The 18,745-nt window shown below is 35.7% G+C and carries 16 protein-coding genes; 14 read left to right on the top strand and 2 right to left on the bottom strand.

Going from position 1 to position 18,745, the window contains the following annotated elements; all coding sequences use genetic code 11:
* From KO493_RS11745 to KO493_RS11725, 5 genes are all read left to right on the top strand, one after another.
* Entirely contained in the window at positions 1-702 is a 702-nt protein-coding gene (locus tag KO493_RS11745) for a sulfite exporter TauE/SafE family protein (protein ID WP_216068165.1), read from the top strand.
* A gap of 136 nt (positions 703-838) precedes the next feature.
* Positions 839-1,513, top strand: coding sequence for a TetR/AcrR family transcriptional regulator (locus KO493_RS11740; RefSeq protein ID WP_216068164.1), 675 nt, complete (start codon positions 839-841; stop codon positions 1,511-1,513).
* A gap of 2 nt (positions 1,514-1,515) precedes the next feature.
* Entirely contained in the window at positions 1,516-3,183 is a 1,668-nt protein-coding gene (locus KO493_RS11735) for a peptidase domain-containing ABC transporter (RefSeq protein WP_216068163.1), read from the top strand.
* Positions 3,184-3,186: 3 nt separating this feature from the next.
* Positions 3,187-4,542 (top strand): HlyD family secretion protein, encoded by a 1,356-nt coding sequence (locus tag KO493_RS11730; protein WP_216068162.1) that lies wholly within the window; start codon positions 3,187-3,189, stop codon positions 4,540-4,542.
* 2 nt (positions 4,543-4,544) lie between these two features.
* Positions 4,545-5,939 (top strand): TolC family protein, encoded by a 1,395-nt coding sequence (locus KO493_RS11725; RefSeq protein ID WP_216068161.1) that lies wholly within the window; start codon positions 4,545-4,547, stop codon positions 5,937-5,939.
* A 99-nt stretch (positions 5,940-6,038) separates the two neighbouring features.
* On the opposite strand, the gene KO493_RS11720 is transcribed toward KO493_RS11725, so the two are convergent.
* A complete protein-coding gene (locus tag KO493_RS11720; RefSeq protein ID WP_216068160.1) occupies positions 6,039-6,872 on the bottom strand; it encodes a universal stress protein in 834 nt (277 codons plus the stop codon).
* Positions 6,873-7,078: 206 nt separating this feature from the next.
* Positions 7,079-8,443: an oxygen-independent coproporphyrinogen III oxidase gene (gene hemN / locus KO493_RS11715; RefSeq protein ID WP_216068159.1), complete on the bottom strand. Its 1,365-nt coding sequence runs from the start codon at positions 8,441-8,443 to the stop codon at positions 7,079-7,081.
* Between the two features lie 187 nt (positions 8,444-8,630).
* Between hemN and KO493_RS11710 the strand changes: the two genes are divergently transcribed.
* From KO493_RS11710 to KO493_RS11670, 9 genes are all read left to right on the top strand, one after another.
* Positions 8,631-9,266 (top strand): YceI family protein, encoded by a 636-nt coding sequence (locus KO493_RS11710; RefSeq protein WP_252723225.1) that lies wholly within the window; start codon positions 8,631-8,633, stop codon positions 9,264-9,266.
* Between the two features lie 177 nt (positions 9,267-9,443).
* Positions 9,444-9,974 (top strand): RNA polymerase sigma factor, encoded by a 531-nt coding sequence (locus KO493_RS11705; RefSeq protein WP_216068158.1) that lies wholly within the window; start codon positions 9,444-9,446, stop codon positions 9,972-9,974.
* 1 nt (position 9,975) lies between these two features.
* On the top strand, positions 9,976-10,779 hold the full coding sequence (locus KO493_RS11700) for an anti-sigma factor (protein ID WP_216068157.1): 804 nt from the start codon (positions 9,976-9,978) through the stop codon (positions 10,777-10,779).
* A 181-nt stretch (positions 10,780-10,960) separates the two neighbouring features.
* Positions 10,961-11,923: a hypothetical protein gene (locus KO493_RS11695; protein WP_216068156.1), complete on the top strand. Its 963-nt coding sequence runs from the start codon at positions 10,961-10,963 to the stop codon at positions 11,921-11,923.
* Positions 11,916-13,091: a hypothetical protein gene (locus tag KO493_RS11690; RefSeq protein WP_216068155.1), complete on the top strand. Its 1,176-nt coding sequence runs from the start codon at positions 11,916-11,918 to the stop codon at positions 13,089-13,091. The genes KO493_RS11695 and KO493_RS11690 overlap by 8 nt, the downstream gene beginning before the upstream one ends.
* Positions 13,092-13,166: 75 nt before the next feature.
* Complete coding sequence (locus KO493_RS11685) at positions 13,167-14,537, top strand: aldehyde dehydrogenase (protein ID WP_216068154.1); 1,371 nt, start codon at positions 13,167-13,169, stop codon at positions 14,535-14,537.
* A 76-nt stretch (positions 14,538-14,613) separates the two neighbouring features.
* Positions 14,614-15,267 carry a peroxiredoxin-like family protein gene (locus KO493_RS11680; protein WP_216068153.1) on the top strand — a complete coding sequence of 218 codons (654 nt, stop codon included), beginning with the start codon at positions 14,614-14,616 and terminating at the stop codon, positions 15,265-15,267.
* A 101-nt stretch (positions 15,268-15,368) separates the two neighbouring features.
* Complete coding sequence (locus KO493_RS11675) at positions 15,369-15,881, top strand: GNAT family N-acetyltransferase (RefSeq protein WP_216068152.1); 513 nt, start codon at positions 15,369-15,371, stop codon at positions 15,879-15,881.
* Between the two features lie 375 nt (positions 15,882-16,256).
* The gene (locus KO493_RS11670) at positions 16,257-18,428 is read left to right on the top strand and encodes a molybdopterin-containing oxidoreductase family protein (protein ID WP_216068151.1); all 2,172 of its coding nucleotides are present in this window, start codon (positions 16,257-16,259) and stop codon (positions 18,426-18,428) included.
* The last annotated feature ends 317 nt before the right edge of the window (positions 18,429-18,745 follow it).

Raw genomic sequence — 18,745 nt, 5'->3', positions numbered from 1 at the left:
ATGCTTGTTTCGGCATTCATATTAGGCTTATTAGGCAGTTTTCATTGTGTAGGTATGTGCGGTCCCATTGCCTTTATGCTTCCGGTAGATCGATCGAATCAAGTAAAAAAAGTATCTCAAATATTTGTTTACCATTTAGGACGCTTACTCGCCTATAGTATCATTGGTTTAGTTTTTGGCTTTATAGGGAAGCAATTATACTTGTTCGGTTTTCAGCAGCAGCTCTCTATCATTATTGGGGTTTTAATGATTCTTGTGGTTTTAATTCCGCAGAAAACCTTTAATAAATACAATTTTTCTAAGCCCATTTACAAAGTCATTTCTAAAGTGAAATCGGCCTTAGGAAAAGCTTTAAAAAAGAAAACCTTCGACACCTTTTTAACCATCGGTTTTTTAAATGGTTTTTTACCTTGCGGATTGGTTTACATGGCGGTTTTTGCAGCCATAGGTAGTGGAAATACGTATTCAGGAAGCTTATATATGGCCGTTTTTGGCTTAGGAACCATCCCTTTAATGACCACAGCCATATATTTTAGTCAGTTTTTAAAAGGCGCAGCCAGGCAACGCATTCAAAATTTAATTCCTGTTTTTATAGTTATCATTGGTATACTATTCATTGTCCGCGGTTTGGGATTAGGCATTCCATACCTCTCTCCTGCTCCAGTTTACGATACCATTTCAACCGAAATTGATTGCCATTAAAACCCTCTTTTTAAGACATTTTCTTATTATAAATTTCATCCACATAAATTTTATTGATTGCGCATAGAAATAAATAATAGCTTTAATTTCTTTTTTAATAGCTTTACTATTACTTTTGAAATTAAAATAATTACACATGCGTAATTTACTATCAAATCTTAAAATTTCAGTGCCCGACATCATTTACGTTAAAGACCCTGAATCTTCAACATTAGGCAAACGCATTATTGAAAACAGCATTCTTTTAATAGATAACATTGGATTTGAGGCCTTTACATTTAAAAAACTAGGTATTAAAATAGGTTCTAATGAAAGTTCTATTTATCGTTATTTCGAAAACAAGCATAAACTATTATTGTACTTATCGTCTTGGTATTGGGCTTGGTTAGAGTATCAAATGGTCTTTGAAACCTATAGTATTCACGATAAAAAAGAGAAATTAGAAAAAGCCATTGATATTTTATGTCGAACTACAAAAGAAGATTCAAATTTCTCGCATATCAACGAAATTATACTGAACAACATTATTATTAACGAAAATTCAAAATCCTTTTTAACCAAAGAAGTTGACCAAGAAAACAAGGCTGGTTACTTTGTAATTTACAAACGTTTGATCGCAAGATTAAGTGACATGATTACTGAAGCCGCTCCAAATTATACTTTCGCTTCTTCGTTAGCAAGCACCATTATTGAAGGCAGTTTACATCAACATTTTCTAAAAGATCATTTGCCAAAAATGACCGATTGTAATGAAACCACACAACCATCATCATTCTTTATTAACCTAACAATAAACACCTTAAAACTATAACAATGACGGAACCTACAATGACACCATGGCAACGTTTTCTAGGATTAATAGAGCTTGAGAAAAGAGATATTTTACAAATATTCTATTACGCCATATTCTCAGGTGTTATTTCCTTAACGCTCCCACTAGGCATCCAGGCGATTATCAACCTTATTCAGGGTGCCCAAGTATCCACCTCATGGATTGTTTTAGTGGTATTAGTTACCATAGGTGTGGCTTTTGCTGGCGGCTTACAAATTATGCAACTGCGTATTTTGGAAACCATACAGCAGCGTGTGTTTTTAAGATCCTCTTTCGAATTAAGCTACCGTTTTCCAAAAATAAAAATGGCTGAACTTCGTAATTACCACCCACCGGAATTAGCAAATCGGTTTTTTGATACATTAACCTTTCAAAAAAGTTTATCGAAAATCCTAATTGATGTGCCTTCGGCAGTTTTACAAACGATTTTTGCTTTAATTCTACTATCCTTTTACCACACATTCTTTATCATTTTTGGTGTTTTATTACTGATATTGATCTTTGTTATTTTCAAATTCACAGCAGAAAAAGGACTCAAAACCAGTTTAAAAGAATCTAAAAATAAATATAAAGTTGCGCACTGGATTCAAGAAATAGCCAGAACGGTAACCAGTTTTAAACTGTCTGGAAGCACCAATTTAGGCTTGAGTAAAAATGATGAATTGGTTAGTGAATATTTAAAATCGAGAGAAAGCCACTTTAAAATACTTATGTTGCAGTTTATTCAAATGATAAGTTTTAAAGTCATTGTTACCGCCAGCCTTTTACTTATTGGAGGGGCATTAGTTTTAAACCAGGAAATGAATATTGGTCAGTTTGTAGCCGCAGAAATCATCATTTTACTAATTATAGGCTCAGTTGAAAAATTGATTCTTGGCTTGGAATCCTTTTACGATGCCCTAACTTCTATAGAAAAAATAGGTCAAATCGTTGATAAAGAGCTAGAAAGTCAAGATGGCGATAGGCCTGTATTTAAAAATGGCTTAACCATTGAATTGGACCAAGTTTCTTATTCGGTTTCCGATAAAAGCAAACCTATATTAAACAACATTTCATTAAAAATAAAAAAAGACAGCCGCATTCTCATAACAGGCGAAAGCGGTAGCGGAAAATCAACTTTATTACGTCTTATCGCAGGTGTTAATGAAGCGACATCGGGAGCAGTTTACGTAAACGATATGTCGATAAGCAGTTTGAATTTGAACCATTTTCGTTCTCAGGTTGGCGTTTCTTTTTCTGAAGAAACACCGTTTGATGGCAGCATTAGAGAGAATTTAACTTTTGGAAACCCGACAATAACCGACGAGAAAATATTTGAGATTATAGACAAAGTAGGATTAAGATCGTTTATTAAAGAACAACCCAAGGGACTTAACACCATCATTCAAGCTGAAGGCAATCAATTATCGTTTACTGTTTCGAAGAAAATGATTTTAGCGCGCGCCGTTTTAAAGTCTCCTAAGATATTAATTCTTGAAAAACCTTTAAATAAGTCTTCTAAAGAAGAATCGTTAGAAATCATAGAATTTCTGACCAATAAGGAAAATCCATGGTCGGTAATCGTGATAAGTAATGACAAAAACTGGGCTGAAAACTGTAATGAATTATTGACTTTAGAAAATGGTCATGCAACCCTTCAAAATCTATAAATCATGCTAAATATATCTAATAATCAACTAAATAAAAAGATAGATTTAACACGTTTTAAGTCTAGCAAGGACATTTTCAATAAAAACTATTATAAGCAATTCAACAAGTTTTTAATTGCACTTGCCATCATTATGGTGATTACTCTTTTCCTACCGTGGACTCAAAACATAACGGGAAATGGAACAGTTACCACTTTAAAACCAAACCAGCGCCCGCAACACATCATGTCGCAAATTCCTGGGCGCATTGAAGAATGGTTTGTTCAAGAGGGTGATTATGTAAAAAAAGGCGATACGATACTTCGAATTTCGGAAGTAAAAAGTGACTATTTTGATGATAAATTGGTTGAAAGAACAAACCAACAGATAGAAGCAAAAGCGTCTTCGGTAAATGCTTACGAAGGCAAAGTAAATGCTTTAAACCGACAAATTAGCGCCATACTTAACGAGCAGAAATTAAAATTTAAACAAACCGAAAACAAATTAATTCAGTCGAAATTAAAGGTGAAAAGTGACAGCATCGATTTAGAAGCTGCCAAAACCAATTTAAACATTGCCGAACGTCAATTTGAACGTATTGAAACCCTTCAAGAAGAAGGTTTAAAGGCTGTGAAAGATGTTGAAGAAAAGCGCCTGAAACTACAAGAAACTCAAGCCAAATTAATTTCACAAGAAAACAAATATATCGCCAGCCAGAACGAAGTTTTAAACGCACAACTGGAACTTTCTAGAATTAGCGCTTCTTATGCCGACAAAATTTCAAAAGCACAAAGTGATATGTATACGGCGCAATCTAGTGGTTTTGATGCCCAAGCACAGGTAACCAAACTCGAAAACACGTATTCCAACTACAAAATTCGTAACAGTTTGCTATTTGTTACCGCGCCACAAGCTGGTTATATAAATAGAGCACATACTGGTGGTATTGGGATTACTTTTAAAGAAGGTCAAGAATTGGTAAGTATTATGCCTGCCCAATATGATTTAGCTGTTGAAACCTATGCGAGTCCAATCGATTTACCTTTGCTTCATATTGGAGAAAAAGTACGTGTACAATTTGATGGTTGGCCAGCCATAGTTTTTAGCGGATGGCCAAACGCATCTTACGGAACCTACGGCGCTAGAGTTGTTGCTATTGAAAATTTTATTAGCACCAACGGCAAATACCGTGTGTTACTGGCTCCCGATGAAGTAGATTACAAATGGCCTGAAGCCATTAGAGTTGGATCTGGCGCGCGAACCATTGCTTTACTTGAAGATGTACCTATTTGGTTCGAATTGTGGCGACAAATTAATAGTTTCCCGCCTAACTACTACCAACCGAACAAAAACCAAAAGGACGCCTCTAAAAAAATATAAAAATGAAAACATTATTTTTTCATATCATATTATTCACGAGCACTTTGCTCTATGCTCAAGACAGCACGAAAGTGATTAGTTTACCTGAATATTTAGGTTTCGTAAAATCGTTTCACCCTGTAGTTAAACAAGCCAATCTGGTTATTAATGAAAGTGAAGCGAAATTAATGAAAGCGAGAGGTGCCTTCGACCCTAAACTGGAGGTAGATTACGGAAGAAAGAAATTTAAAGACACCGAATACTATGATAAGCTAAATGCAGCTTTTAAAATACCAACTTGGTATGGTGTTGAGTTAAAGGGTAATTTTGAAGAAAATACTGGATATTATTTAAATCCGGAAAACAACACACCCGACGACGGACTATACAGTGTTGGCGTATCCGTTTCTGTAGCAAAAGGCTTGCTTATCAACGAACGAATGGCCATGCTAAAACAATCTAAGTTATTTGTAAATCAAGCCAAAGCCGATAGGCAATTGCTAATAAATAATATTCTTTACCAAGCCACTATAAGTTATTTTAATTGGCTAAAAACCTTTAATGAAAAACAAGTTTACGAAGCCTTCCTTGAGAATGCTCGAATACGATTTAACGGTGTTAAAAAGAGTTATGAAGTAGGCGATGTGCCTGCCATTGACACTTTAGAAGCTAGGATTGCACTGAACAACAGAAAATTAAACTTAGAAAAATCGCGGGTTAAGTACATGAAAGCGTCATTAGAGCTCTCAAATTATTTATGGCTTAATGAAAACACACCTATAGAAATAAAAGAAGGTATCATTCCAGATACGAATACTTTAAACACGATTGACAACACCCTGAACACCTCGGTATTAGATATTGAAAATTTTGACTTTGACGAACATCCTAAACTCCTATCTTTAGGCTATAAATTTCAAAGTTTAAATGTTGAAAAACGACTAAAAACTAATAATTTACTACCTCAAATAGATTTACAGTACAATTTCTTGTCGCAAACACCAGAAGTAGCACGATCGTTTAGCACATCGGACTATAAAAGTGGTGTTAACATAAGTTTCCCCTTGTTTTTAAGAAAAGAACGCGCCGACCTTAAGCTTGCCAAGTTAAAAATAATGGATACGCAATTTGAAATACAAACCACGAAAGTATCATTAAAGAATAAAGTAAATGCTATTAACCAAGAATTGACGTCCTTCAGCTTACAAAACAAATACACCGCCCAAATAGTAAACGACTATAACAAAATGCTTGATGCAGAAGAACGTAAGTTCTTTCTGGGTGAAAGTTCACTTTTTCTAGTAAACTCCAGAGAATCAAAACTTATTGATGCCAAACTGAAAGCCATCGCTTTGGAAAATGATTTTTTCAAAACTAAGGCCAGCCTATTTAATATTATTGCCGCATCTATTTTATAAACAAAAAAGCAGCTAATAATTTAGCTGCCCATTTCAAGTAATTGCATCTTAACAGTTACAGCAACTTTCACTCTCTCACTCCCTTGTTCTTTTGTATTATTATATTTTAAATGTCATAACTGGTAATGTAGCATGATTGGCCACATCTTCACCAACGCTACCTTCAAAAAAATGTGCCAAGCCCTTTTTGCCATGTGTTGGTAATGCGATTAAATCGGCTCCTATTTTGTTCGAAAAACTTAAAACACCCGCTTCTACGCTATAATCAGAGGTATAATGAACATTTTTCATAGGCTGTAAATTTCCGCAGGCCTTCATAAGAAACTCAGCGACTTGTTTTTCCATTTCTACAGAACTTTTAAATTTATCATTCGGTAAATTCACATAAACCAAATACATTTTCGAGTTCATCTTTTCAAACAACTTGACTGCCTTTAAATATGCAGGAATACATGCTTCCGAGAAATCGCATGCAAACGCGACCACCTCAAAACTAACATCCATGACTTTCTTTTTCACCGCTAAAACAGGAATTTCTGCATAACGTATAACCCGTTCGGTATTAGAACCCACAAACATTTCCTTAAAACCACTAGCACCTTGGGTTCCCATAACAATAAGATCGGCACCATTTTCTTTAGCCACGTCATTAACCTCACTAAACATCTTAAAATGCTTAATTATAGGGGTTACTTTCAGCCCTATTAAAAAACCAACATCAAGAAGTTTTGCAAATTTTTGCTCAGTTAGGCGCAATAAAAAACCAGCTTTTTCATTTTGCTTTTTCCCTGTTGATGTTAATACCATTTCGGGCATTTCCAACATATGAAGTACTAACAGTTCTGCTTGATACTTTTTAGCCAATTTTGCGGCCGTTTGTAAAGCATGCTCTGAATGTTCAGAAAAATCTACAGGAACAATAATTTTTTCCATGGTACTTTAATTAATATCTTTTTAATTCCCGTGAAAACGGGCATCTTTTTTTTAACTTTTATCACAACCCTTTGATTTCGTCATGCCGAACTTGATTCGGTATCTCATAAGGCTACGCAATCAACAATTTATGATGAGACCCTGAAATAAATTCAAAGAGTCGAGGTACTATTATGAGTATTTACAAATATGCAAATCGTCCTTCCCTATATCGTCATGGAGAACAACTGTGTATTAGGCTGTTTTCGTTGTAAAAGCACATCGAATGCCATACAAATATTACGTACAAAAGGCTGTCCTTTTTGAGTCACCTCAACACTATTTTTAGTTCTAATTAGCAAACCATCATTTTCCATTTCTTGCAATTTCACCAGTACATCTGGCAATTCCTTAAAATAGCGTTGATCTGCTGTCCACGATGTTTTAAAGCGGCACATTAAGTTGAGTATGTGCTTACGAATAATAAGGTCTTCTTCGTTTAAAATATGTCCGCGATACACAGGAATTGTATCTTCCTCCAGCAGTTTATAATAATCTTCAATAGACTTTACATTCTGAGAAAACCCATACCAACTATCACTAATTGACGACACCCCAAGCCCAATCATAGCTTGTGTTTTTGAAGCCGTATACCCCATGAAATTCCGATGTAAATCGCCTGAAATCATAGATTTATATAGCGAATCGGTTTTTAAAGCAAAATGATCCATACCAATTTCTTCGTACCCGACTTCTGCCAACAATTGTTTTCCTAACTCGTACTGCTTTCTTTTTAATTCCCCGGAAGGTAAATCGGAATCCTTAAATCCGCGTTGCCCATTACCTTTTATCCAAGGCACATGCGCATAGCTATAAAAGGCCAATCGATCGGGAAGCAGAGCCTTCGTTTTTAAAATGGTTTCTTGAACATGCTCTAAGGTTTGAAAAGGCAATCCGAAAATAATATCATGCCCCACCGACGTATATCCAATGGCTCTAGCCATATTGGTCGCTTGTTTTACGTTTTCGAACGGCTGAATTCTATGTATCGCCTTTTGCACGGTTTCGTTATAATCTTGAACGCCATAACTTACGCGTCTAAATCCAACATCGTACAAGGCTTGTAAATGTTCTTTGGTCGTATTATTGGGGTGCCCCTCAAAACTAAACTCATAATTTTCGGCACGAACAGCATCTTTTAAAAGGCCTTTAATAAGCATGGTTAAATGCTGCGGACTAAAAAATGTTGGGGTTCCGCCGCCAAGATGTAATTCCTTGATGATGGGCTTTTCGTCAAACAAATCCAAATACAATTGCCATTCCTTTAACACCGCATTTATATAAGGCGATTCCACGCTATGCTGTTTGGTAATACGTTTATTACAACCACAAAACGTGCATAGGCTCTCGCAAAACGGCAAGTGAATATAAAGGCTAACACCTTCTTTGATGTTACTTTCTAAAAAAGATTTTTGTAATGACAATTTCCATTTTTCTAATGAAAACGTCGCGCTATCCCAATACGGCACCGTAGGATAACTGGTGTATCTTGGCCCTGGTATATTATATTTATTTACTAACTCGTTTAACATAATTATATACTCTACACACAAATATAAGTTTTAGCATGCCCTTAAAACATGATTTTTGTCATGATAGCTATTTGTGTTTCCTTTATTATTTACTAACTTTCCACTTCAACTAAAACAGAGAGTTAGAAACTACAATTTTAGTGGATAATCCATTATTATTTTCGTCATCACCATTAAAATATTAAATATGAAAATGAAAAATTTAAGCTTATTATTTATCGCAATTACCTTAGGTCTAACCTCATGTAAACAAGAAAAAAAAGAATCAAAAACCGAGGAGACTACCGAGGTTTCTACAGTAGCAAATTTTGTTGTAAAACCTGAAGCGACTTCTGTAAAATTCACAGCTTATAAAACCACCGATAAAGTTGGTGTTGGCGGAGAATTTACTAGCGTTAAATTTGATGAACAATCTGGAGCAACACCAGAAGAAGCCTTAAACAATTTAGATTTTTCAATTCCTGTGAGTAGTTTATTTACGAACGACGCAACAAACACAAGAGATGCTAAAATTAAAACCTCTTTTTTTGGGGCCATGTTAGATACCGATTTAATCTCAGGAACTATAAAATACGTGGATGGATCTGTAGTTGCTGAAGTAACTATGAATGGTGAAACACAAAGTTTACCAATGAACGTTACCATTACTGATGAAAGACGTGTAACTTTAACAGGCACAATGAATTTAGCCGAATGGAAAGCCCTAGACGCCTTAGCATCATTAAACAAAGCATGTGAAGCCTTACATACTGGAGCTGATGGTGTTAGTAAAACTTGGGAAGATGTCGCTATTGAAGTAAGCACATTTTTACGCGAAAACTAAAGCTTAAACCCTAAAATTAGGGATCTTAAAAAGTATTTTTATTGTCAGGTTGCGTTTGTTTAATAACTTTAAACTACAGACAAAAAGTAGTTGCTACAAACCCAACCTGACAATTTTATATGAAACCATATTGAATAAACAGCTTCACAACCAAACCATGCAAACTACAGCCATTTTATGGATTTAGACCTTCTTGTTGAAAATTTCAAGAGAAAAGACGAAAAAGCTTTTGAAACTTTATATCACATGTACAAAGACAGCATGCATGGTGTCATTTTCAACATAGTAAGAGATCATGATATCGCCGAGGAAGTGATGCAAGATGTATTCGTAAAAGCTTGGCATAAGGCAGATACTTATTCTAGCAAAAAAGGCCGTTTTTTTACATGGATTTTGAACATATCTCGAAATGCAGCCATTGACAAAACGCGTTCTAAAAGTTTTAAAAAATCCAAACAAAACCTCAACTCTAATTTTTTCGTAGATATTCTTGAAACCAGTGAAAGTCTAGACAAATCAACCGATGCGATTGGGATTAAAAAATATGTTAGCAAGCTTGCTAAAAAGTGTATAGAAGTTATTGAACTGCTCTATTTTAAAGGGTATACACAAAGTGAAGCCTCTGAAACTCTAGACATGCCCATTGGCACCATTAAAACTAGAAACAGAAATTGTATTAACGAACTAAGAAGCATGGTTTTAAATTAATATGGATATTAACACTTACATAGCATCTGGAATTTTAGAACTTTATGTGGCTGGCGCACTTTCCGAACAAGAAAATGAGGAAATCCATAAGCTTTTACAGAAACACCCGGAATTACTTCAGGAGGTTTTAGAAATTGAAGCTGCCATCATGAAACTCACAGCTTCCACATCGCAAAGAAGTAATAATCATATTTATAACATCATAAAACAACGTTTAGGTTTTAATAGCGGAGACTCCAAAGTGATTTCAATCGTAAAACCTAAATACAACTGGATTACCTACACGGGTTGGGCAGCATCTATTATTATTGGCGCTGGCTTATTATGGACGCTTAACCAAAATAAGCAGCTACAAACCGAAATACAAGTCGCTGAAACACAGCAATCTTTATTAGAAACTCAAATTGAAAACTCTAAAAACAGTTTAGATGAAGCCCATACCTTAATTAGTGTAATGCGTGATGATAATATTACCCGAATTCCGCTTAATGGTCAAGGCAATTTCTCTAACACCTTTGCTAAGGTTTACTGGGATAAAAACGCCAACCGTATATTTTTAGATGCTCAAGGTTTACCTGAACCACCTGAAGGTAAAGTTTACCAAGTGTGGTCGTTAACGTTAAATCCTTTAACACCTACAAGTTTAGGTATTATCGACAACTTTGCATCAGATACCAATAAAATATTTGAAATCGAAAATGCTAATGCCAGTGAAGCTTTTGGTATCACTTTAGAGCCAACTGGAGGAAGTGAAACACCAACCATGGAAATGCTTTATACTTTGGGCGTAGTTAGTGCGGGGTAATACACAAACCCGCTATAATCAATTAACAAGACCAACTAATGATGAAATTTTATTTTTTATTTTGCTTAATTCTTTTAAGTTTTTCAAGTTATATGGTAGAAGAAATTATTATAATTAAAATTTCAAAACTTACTCCAACAAAACAGAAGTGAACCACTTCACAACTAACCAGTCTTCTTAAATGGACAACATAAATAAAACACTATTCGAGCAAAAGCACATTTCAAAACAGCAGTTTGCCTTTTTTGAATCCATTAGAAAAGAAGAAATAATTTCTCTTTATTACGAGCTACGTATTTTGCTTTATATCGGGATTCTACTTTTCACAGGAGGTGTTAGTTATTTAATTTACGAAAACATTGGATCGCTTGGTCACATATTGATGATGCTTCTTTTAAGCGGGCTCATTTTTACTGGGTTTTACTACATTAATAAATTCGCTAATCCATATGCTCACAATTTGGTGACTGTAAAACTGGCGTATTTTGACTACCTCTTAATTCTTGTTTCCCTTTTAATCATAGGCTTATTTACCTACATTCAAGTTTATTTTGAACTCGTCGCCGCTTTAGCCAGTTGGAGCTCATACCTTAGTGCTTCACTCTTCTTTTTTATGGCTTACAGGTACGACAACAGGGCGTTGTTAGCTATGGGAATTACTGCTCTAGCCGCAGCTTTAGGCTTTACCATTTCACCAATCGATTGGAAAGCCAACACGTGGGTCTCTACAAATTACACCCATTTAATTGCCATCTTATTAGGTGTATCCCTTTTCGTTTCTGGTTATCTTTCCGAAAAGGAAAACATCAAACCTCATTTTAAATTCACTTATCAAAATTTCGGATTGATCACTTTTTATTTAGGGTGCCTATCTGGAATATTCTATACCGATTTAGATAAAACATACGCCTTACTAGCCCTTACATCTGGTGTAATAATGTCGATTCACACTTGGAAAATAAAAGCATTTCTTTTCTTTTTATATTCAAATATTTCAGCTTATATCGCTTTTAGTTATTTATTTTTCGAATTGATTTCTAACACAAGTGATGGTTATATCCTTCTAATCTACTATTTCCCTTGTACCTGCATAGGATATATCGTGTTTTTAGTTAAGAAAAAATCCCATTTTGCGCATGAATAAATCATATATCGCTTACGACATAAAGGCATTAGAAAATAAAAAAATCCTTTCTAAATCTCAATCCCTTTACAAGAGTAAATTAATAAGCGAAAAACAATGGGAGGACATTCGTGAGGCTTTTAGCACGAATCTTTATTCGCCTTCGGTATTTATGAGGGTATTACTGTTTATTCTTTCATACTTAGGTTTTTCAACAGCCGCAGTACCATTTGGATTTATTTTTATGGATTTAGATAACTTCGGATTTCAAATATTATTTACAATCATTGGTGTGCTTCTCTTATTTCTTACTGAAAAAATTTTGATAAAAGACAAACACCATTACCTTTCTGGTATTACTGAAGCAGGACTATTTTCGGGGTTTTCATTTATTGCTTTAGGCCTATTATTTAATGAGCCAGAAAACATATTAGTTTACCCCATTGTACTGTTTGTCCTTTCTGCACTAGCTTCAATAAGATATCTTAACCGGGTAACACTCCTTTTAGCCATAGCTTTTTTAGGCTGGATTATTTTTCAAATCCTAATAGATATTGGTGGGTATGCTAAGGCACTCATTCCATGTGCTTTTATGTTATATTTTGGAACAATCTACCTAGGTGCTATCAAATTTGAAAAGAAATTAGTTAGTATCATATTCGAAGATTTTTTCATTATTCTAAAATCTATAGCACTAACCTGTTTTTACATCGCTGGAAACTACTTTGTAGTTCGTGAATTAAGCATTGAGCTTATGGGAGTTGAACTGACTGAAGCTGAAGACATTCCTTTCTCCTATTTATTTTATGCTTTCACCATATTAATTCCTTTATGTTTTCTCTATTGGGGCATTAAAAAGAAAACGATCCTACTTATACGTGTTGGGTTAATTACCATAGCACTAAGTATTATCACACTTTTATATTATTTCAACACCTTGACACCGGTAGTGACTATAACATTAATAGGCGCCATGCTTATTACTACAGCACTACTCTTATTCAATTATTTGAAAAACCCACGTTATGGTTTTACCAGGGAAAACATTATATTAAAACAATCACACTCTAAAGACTTAACCGCATTTATAGCTTCACAAACTTTAGGTGGACATAATACGCCAACTGAAACTGAAAGTTATTTTGGAGGTGGCGGATTTGGTGGCGGTGGCGCTAATTCTAACTGGTAAGCTTTTAGAAATGATAACGACAGAAATTTGAGCAAAAAAAAGCAATCATAATTTTCAATAAATTATCTCTAAAAAATGGGTATTACGGACTTGTTACAGCAACAACAAAACTTTTTTGATTCCAATGCAACTAAAAGTGTTGCTTTTAGAATTGAACAATTAAAAAAACTAAAAGGAGTTCTAAAATCGAATGAGGATCTTTTATATCAGGCGATTTATGAGGACTTTGGTAAGTCCGAATTTGAAACTTATACTACTGAGCTGGCTATCATTTATCATGAAATCTCTAGCTATATAAAAAACACCCCAAAGTGGTCTAAAAGAAAAAACGTAGCTACTAATCTTGTAAATTTCCCAGCAAAAAGCTACATCCTTCCCGAACCTTTAGGCACCACTTTAGTTATTGGCGCTTGGAACTACCCATATCAACTTTCATTATTACCAGCCCTAACGGCTCTTGCTGCCGGAAATACAGTTATTCTTAAGCCCAGTGAACTTCCTAAAAACACGGCAAGAGTCCTTGCAGAACTTATCAACTCCAATTTTCCCAGTCATTATTTTTACGTTGTCGAAGGTGGGATTGAAGAAACTACAGAACTTTTAAAACACCGTTTTGATAAAATATTTTTTACAGGCAGTACTACGGTTGGTAGAATCATATACCAAGCCGCTGCCAATCATTTAACTCCGGTAATACTGGAATTGGGTGGAAAAAGTCCAACTTTTGTACTTAAAGACACAAACATTCAAATGACCGCCAAACGCATTGTTTGGGCAAAATTTCTTAATGCTGGTCAAACCTGTGTTGCACCCGATTATATTTTGGTGGACAAATCTATAGAAGTTGCTTTTCTAGAAGCACTAAAGGTTGAAATTGAAAAACATTATAAAGCAAGCCATTCTGAAACTCCTAATTATTTAAAAATAATAAACGCCTCAAATTTTGAACGCTTAATGAAACTTATCGATCAATACAAACTCTATTATGGTGGATACAGTAATAAAGAAGAGCGCTTTATTAGTCCGACGGTTTTGCACAACGTATCTTTTGAGGACGAGGTGATGCAAGATGAAATATTCGGTCCTATTCTACCCGTTATTTCATTTAATGATTTAGACGAAGCTATACAACTGGTAAAAAACAAACCGCGCCCCTTATCGTGCTATATTTACTCAAAAAGCAATAACAGCATCAAAAAAATATTAAAAGAAGTTTCATTTGGTGGTGGCGCTGTTAATGATAGTTTAATGCAGCTTACAAACAGCAAACTTCCTTTTGGAGGCGTTGGATTTAGCGGAATGGGTGCATATCATGGAAAAACAGGCTTTGATGCTTTTTCGCATCAAAAAAGTATTTTACACAAACGCTTTTGGCTGGAACCCAAAACAAAATACAGTCCATATACCAAAATGAAGTTACGTATGGTTAAATGGCTTATGGAATAAGGCTTAACAAAGCATGAAATTAACAACCTTGATTAATAAAACAGCACTTAATTACAAAGGTCCAAAAGAAACAAAAATGAAAACTTTAAAAGCAGAAACAGAAGCTAAAATTGCTGCAGGCCGTCTAGCCAAACCAGAATTTATGCAAGGTGTTGATGACATCATAAATGAAGCAAAAGCGCTTCAACAAGGTGAGAAAGCCCTAAAGAATGGACAAAAAGCACCTCATTTCGAGCTTCCTAATGCTAACCGCGTATCGATTGCCTTAGAGAACTTACTAGATAAAAGCCCAGTAATTGTCACATTTTATCGTGGTGATTGGTGTCCGTATTGTAATCTACAATTGAGAGCACTACAAAGTAAATTACCAGAAATTAATGAACTAGGAGCAACATTAGTCGCAATAAGTCCGCAGGTACCAGATGGCTCATTATCCAAGTCAGAAATTAATGCCATGGAATTTTTAGTACTATCGGATCAAGACGCCAAAGTCGCCACGCAATATGGTGTCGCTTGGAAAGTTCCTGAATTTTTAGCCGAGCACATGCGTGTAGACCGTAATTTGGATTTAGACAAAATCAATAATGGTGATGGCAGTATTTTACCCATTCCAGCTACTTTTATATTAGACACTAACGGTATTGTCGTATGGCGCTATGTAGATGTAGACTACAGAACACGCTCGGAGCCAGATGATATTATTGAGGCGCTGAAAAAATTATCAAAATAATTAATTTTACGAGTTTTAAGGATTTCTATAAGCGTTTAAACCCTCCCCGTTTATAATAAATTTCTATAATAATTCTGAAATATTAAATACCGTTACGCATTATGACCATTTTTGAAACTGAGAGACTAGTCATTCAGCAATTAAAGCAATCAGTTTCAGATGTCTATTTTGATATGATGGAAAATACTAACGTGATGTCTTTAGTACCAAGACCCACTATGTCTAGACAAGAAAGTGACGCTCATTTAATAAAAATGATTAGTCTCTATGCTGAACCATCGGATACCAAAGTTTGGGGTATTGCGTTAAAAAGCAGTGATGAGTTTATTGGGATTTGCGCTTTTTTAAAAAACGATGCTCAGGAAGACGAAATTGGTTATCGCTTTCGAGAACAGTTTTGGAATCAAGGTTTCGGAACCGAATTAACAAAAGGATTAATCTCCTTCGGGTTTGAAGAAATGGCCATGCAGAAAATAACGGCCGATGTCGCTATAAAAAACCTTAACTCTGTGAAGATTTTGGAAAAATTTATGAGAGTTACAATGGAATTTTATAACCCTTCTGACAATTGCACAGATAGAAGGTATGAAGTTTCAAAAACGGATTGGCTATGAGCCAACAAGTAACCTAAAACTTCATAATTTCATTCTAGCTTAAAAAACCCTACCTCAACAAAACCTCACCCTTATCCATCAAAATTTTGGTGTTCCTTATATTGCAGATATCAAACTGCTTCCCATTATTTTGGAGCATGTGGAGTATGGTGGTAAAATGCAGGTGTGATATATAGCTGTAAACAATCCCTCACAGAAACCCAAAAATTCCTCAGTACGTAGGGTAATGTAAATTTGAATAAATTGAGCTTTAAAATTTAAAAAAATATTTAGGAATTTAAATATATTTAAGTATCTTATTTTCAGCAGAATAATCTCATATTAATCTGAATCAAAACAAAAAAGGTTAGGTGAAATAACAAAAAGCTTCCACTCATGAAAAAGAAAGAAAAAAAGATTAACCGGCGTCAGTTTGTCAAACAGACAACTAAAGGCTTTGTCGGGGTTCATATGGCTTCCATTTTACCCGCTTCTTTACTAGCTGCCTCTGGTTTTACTTCTGCAGAAGCTTCTTCTTTTCATGGTGTATGTTACCACGACTGTCCCGATTCCTGTAGCTGGGTGGTCAAAGTGCAGAAAGGTAAAGTGATTTCTTTTGGTGGAGACAAAGCGAATCCTTTCACTGCGGGTAAACTGTGTGGCAAGATGGATACTTTTCCACAGGACATTACCTATCACTCCGATAGGTTGCTCACGCCAATGAAACGTGTGGGCAAAAAAGGTGAAGGAAAATTTGAGCCAATTAGTTGGGAAAAGGCCATCCAAGAAATAGGTAATCAACTTAAGGAAACGATTAAGCGGCATGGTAGTGAGTCCATTTTGTCTCACGGGTACATGGGCACCCAAAGCCTGGTTCAGAAGTCCGTGATGAGTAGTCGTTTTTTTGCCCGAATGGAGGCTTCGGTTATTTCCCATACGATTTGTGGAGGAGCTGTAATTCCTGCAAACTTCCAAGTGAATGGTACGGTGATGGGGGTATTGCCGGAAGACATGGTTCACAGCCGTTACATTATCCTTTGGGGCACCAACACTAAAAACTCTAATATTCACCAATGGCCTTACGTTTTAAAAGCAAGGAAATCTGGTGCAAAAATCATCGTTATAGATCCTTTTGTTTCGGCAACTGCAAAAGAAGCTGATTGGCACATTCAACCACTGCCTGGTACCGATGTGGCATTGGCTATGGGCATGATAAATATAATGATCGATGAAGGCTTGGTCGATCAAGATTATATAGACAATTACACCTTAGGCTATAAAGATTTAAAAGAGCATGTCAAGTCATACGATCCCAAAAGTGTTTCGGATATCTGCGGATTGCAGGAAGAGGACATTATTCAACTTGCCCGGGAGTATGCCAACGGTGAACCATCACTAATTCGCATTCTTGTTGGAATCGAACACAATTATAATGGTGGAGATGGTACAAGGGCGGTAGCTATACTACCATCATTAACTGGAGCTTGGCGCAAGCTGGGTGGTGGGCTGATGCATTTGACTTTTGAGATGGGAGGACGTGCACTCAACTGGGAAAGGCTTAGCTACCATCGTCAAATGCCAACACAACCAAAGCGAAAGCTCAATATGGTACAGATTGGACAAATACTCAATAATGCTGACCTTAACCCGGCTATCAAATCTATTTTTATTTTTAACTCAAACCCAATGGTTACGACACCCAATGCGAACCTAACCAAAAAAGGTTTGGAGCGCGAAGATTTACTAACGGTAGTGCTAGAGCATTTCATGACTGAGACTGCAAAATATGCTGACTATGTATTCCCCGCTACAACACAGCTAGAACATTGGGATATTGGGGATTCCTGGGGACAAGTGTATATAAACATCAATCAACCAGCAATTGCCCCTTTGGGAGAAGCCAAATCCAATAGCGAGTTTTTCCGACTCATGGCTCTGGAAATGAACTATACAGAAGAGTGCTTCGAAGAATCTGACAAGGATATTGTAAAATCTGCTTTTGATTCTGATCACCCATACCTTGAAGGGATTGATTTTGACTACATGCAAAAACACGGCTGGGCGCGATATAAAATTCCCGAACCTTTTTTGCCCCATGCTGATGGCAACTTCGAAACTGCCAGCGGCAAATGTGAATTCATTAGCCCGAGTAGAGGGCTTCCTAAATACAAGGAGGTGAGTTATACCAATGAGGAAAAAGCTAAATATCCTCTACAACTTTTGACCATTAAGAATACGAAAGGATTTCATAACTCCTCGCATGCCAATATCAAGCATCTTCAGCAAAAAGAAGGCCGTTTAAGACTTGACATACATCCAGAAGATTCAAATGCACGTAACATCCAAAATGGCGATGAATTGATGGTATTCAACCAACGCGGCAAAGTACTACTAAAAGCCAAAGTAACTAAGCGCACCAGACCAGGCGTGATATGCATGCCACATGGCTTTTGGCCTTCATTGACCAAAGGTGGCCAGGTATCTAACAACCTAACGGATGACCGATTAACAGACATAGGTGGAGGGGCTGCGCTTCAAGATTGCCGTGTACAGGTAACAAAAACATAAATTAAAATTAGGTTAATAAATCCCTTAATAATCTATAAAAACAAAGCGGTTTAAGACCTAAAACCAAAGTAAGTAAACATAATTATGGTCAATGCTTAAAAGAAAAATTAGTCTGCATAAACCCGCAACTATTCTTATACTAGACCATTGGCATCAATATTGACCCGTCCTGAATACAGGCTACATAATTTTAAACATTATTTACAATAAATGAAAATCAATATTAACGTAATAGATGAGAAGTCACTATCTGAACTAAAAACAGCATTGAAAAAGCTGAATGTCACATGGGAATAAAAATAATTTGCCAACACCAT

The sequence above is a fragment of the Pseudotamlana agarivorans genome (genome assembly GCF_018860245.1).
GTDB classification, from domain to species: Bacteria; Bacteroidota; Bacteroidia; order Flavobacteriales; family Flavobacteriaceae; genus Pseudotamlana; species Pseudotamlana agarivorans_A.
The sequence above is the reverse complement of the archived record's forward strand: the minus strand, read 5'-3'. Positions and strand labels throughout refer to the sequence as shown.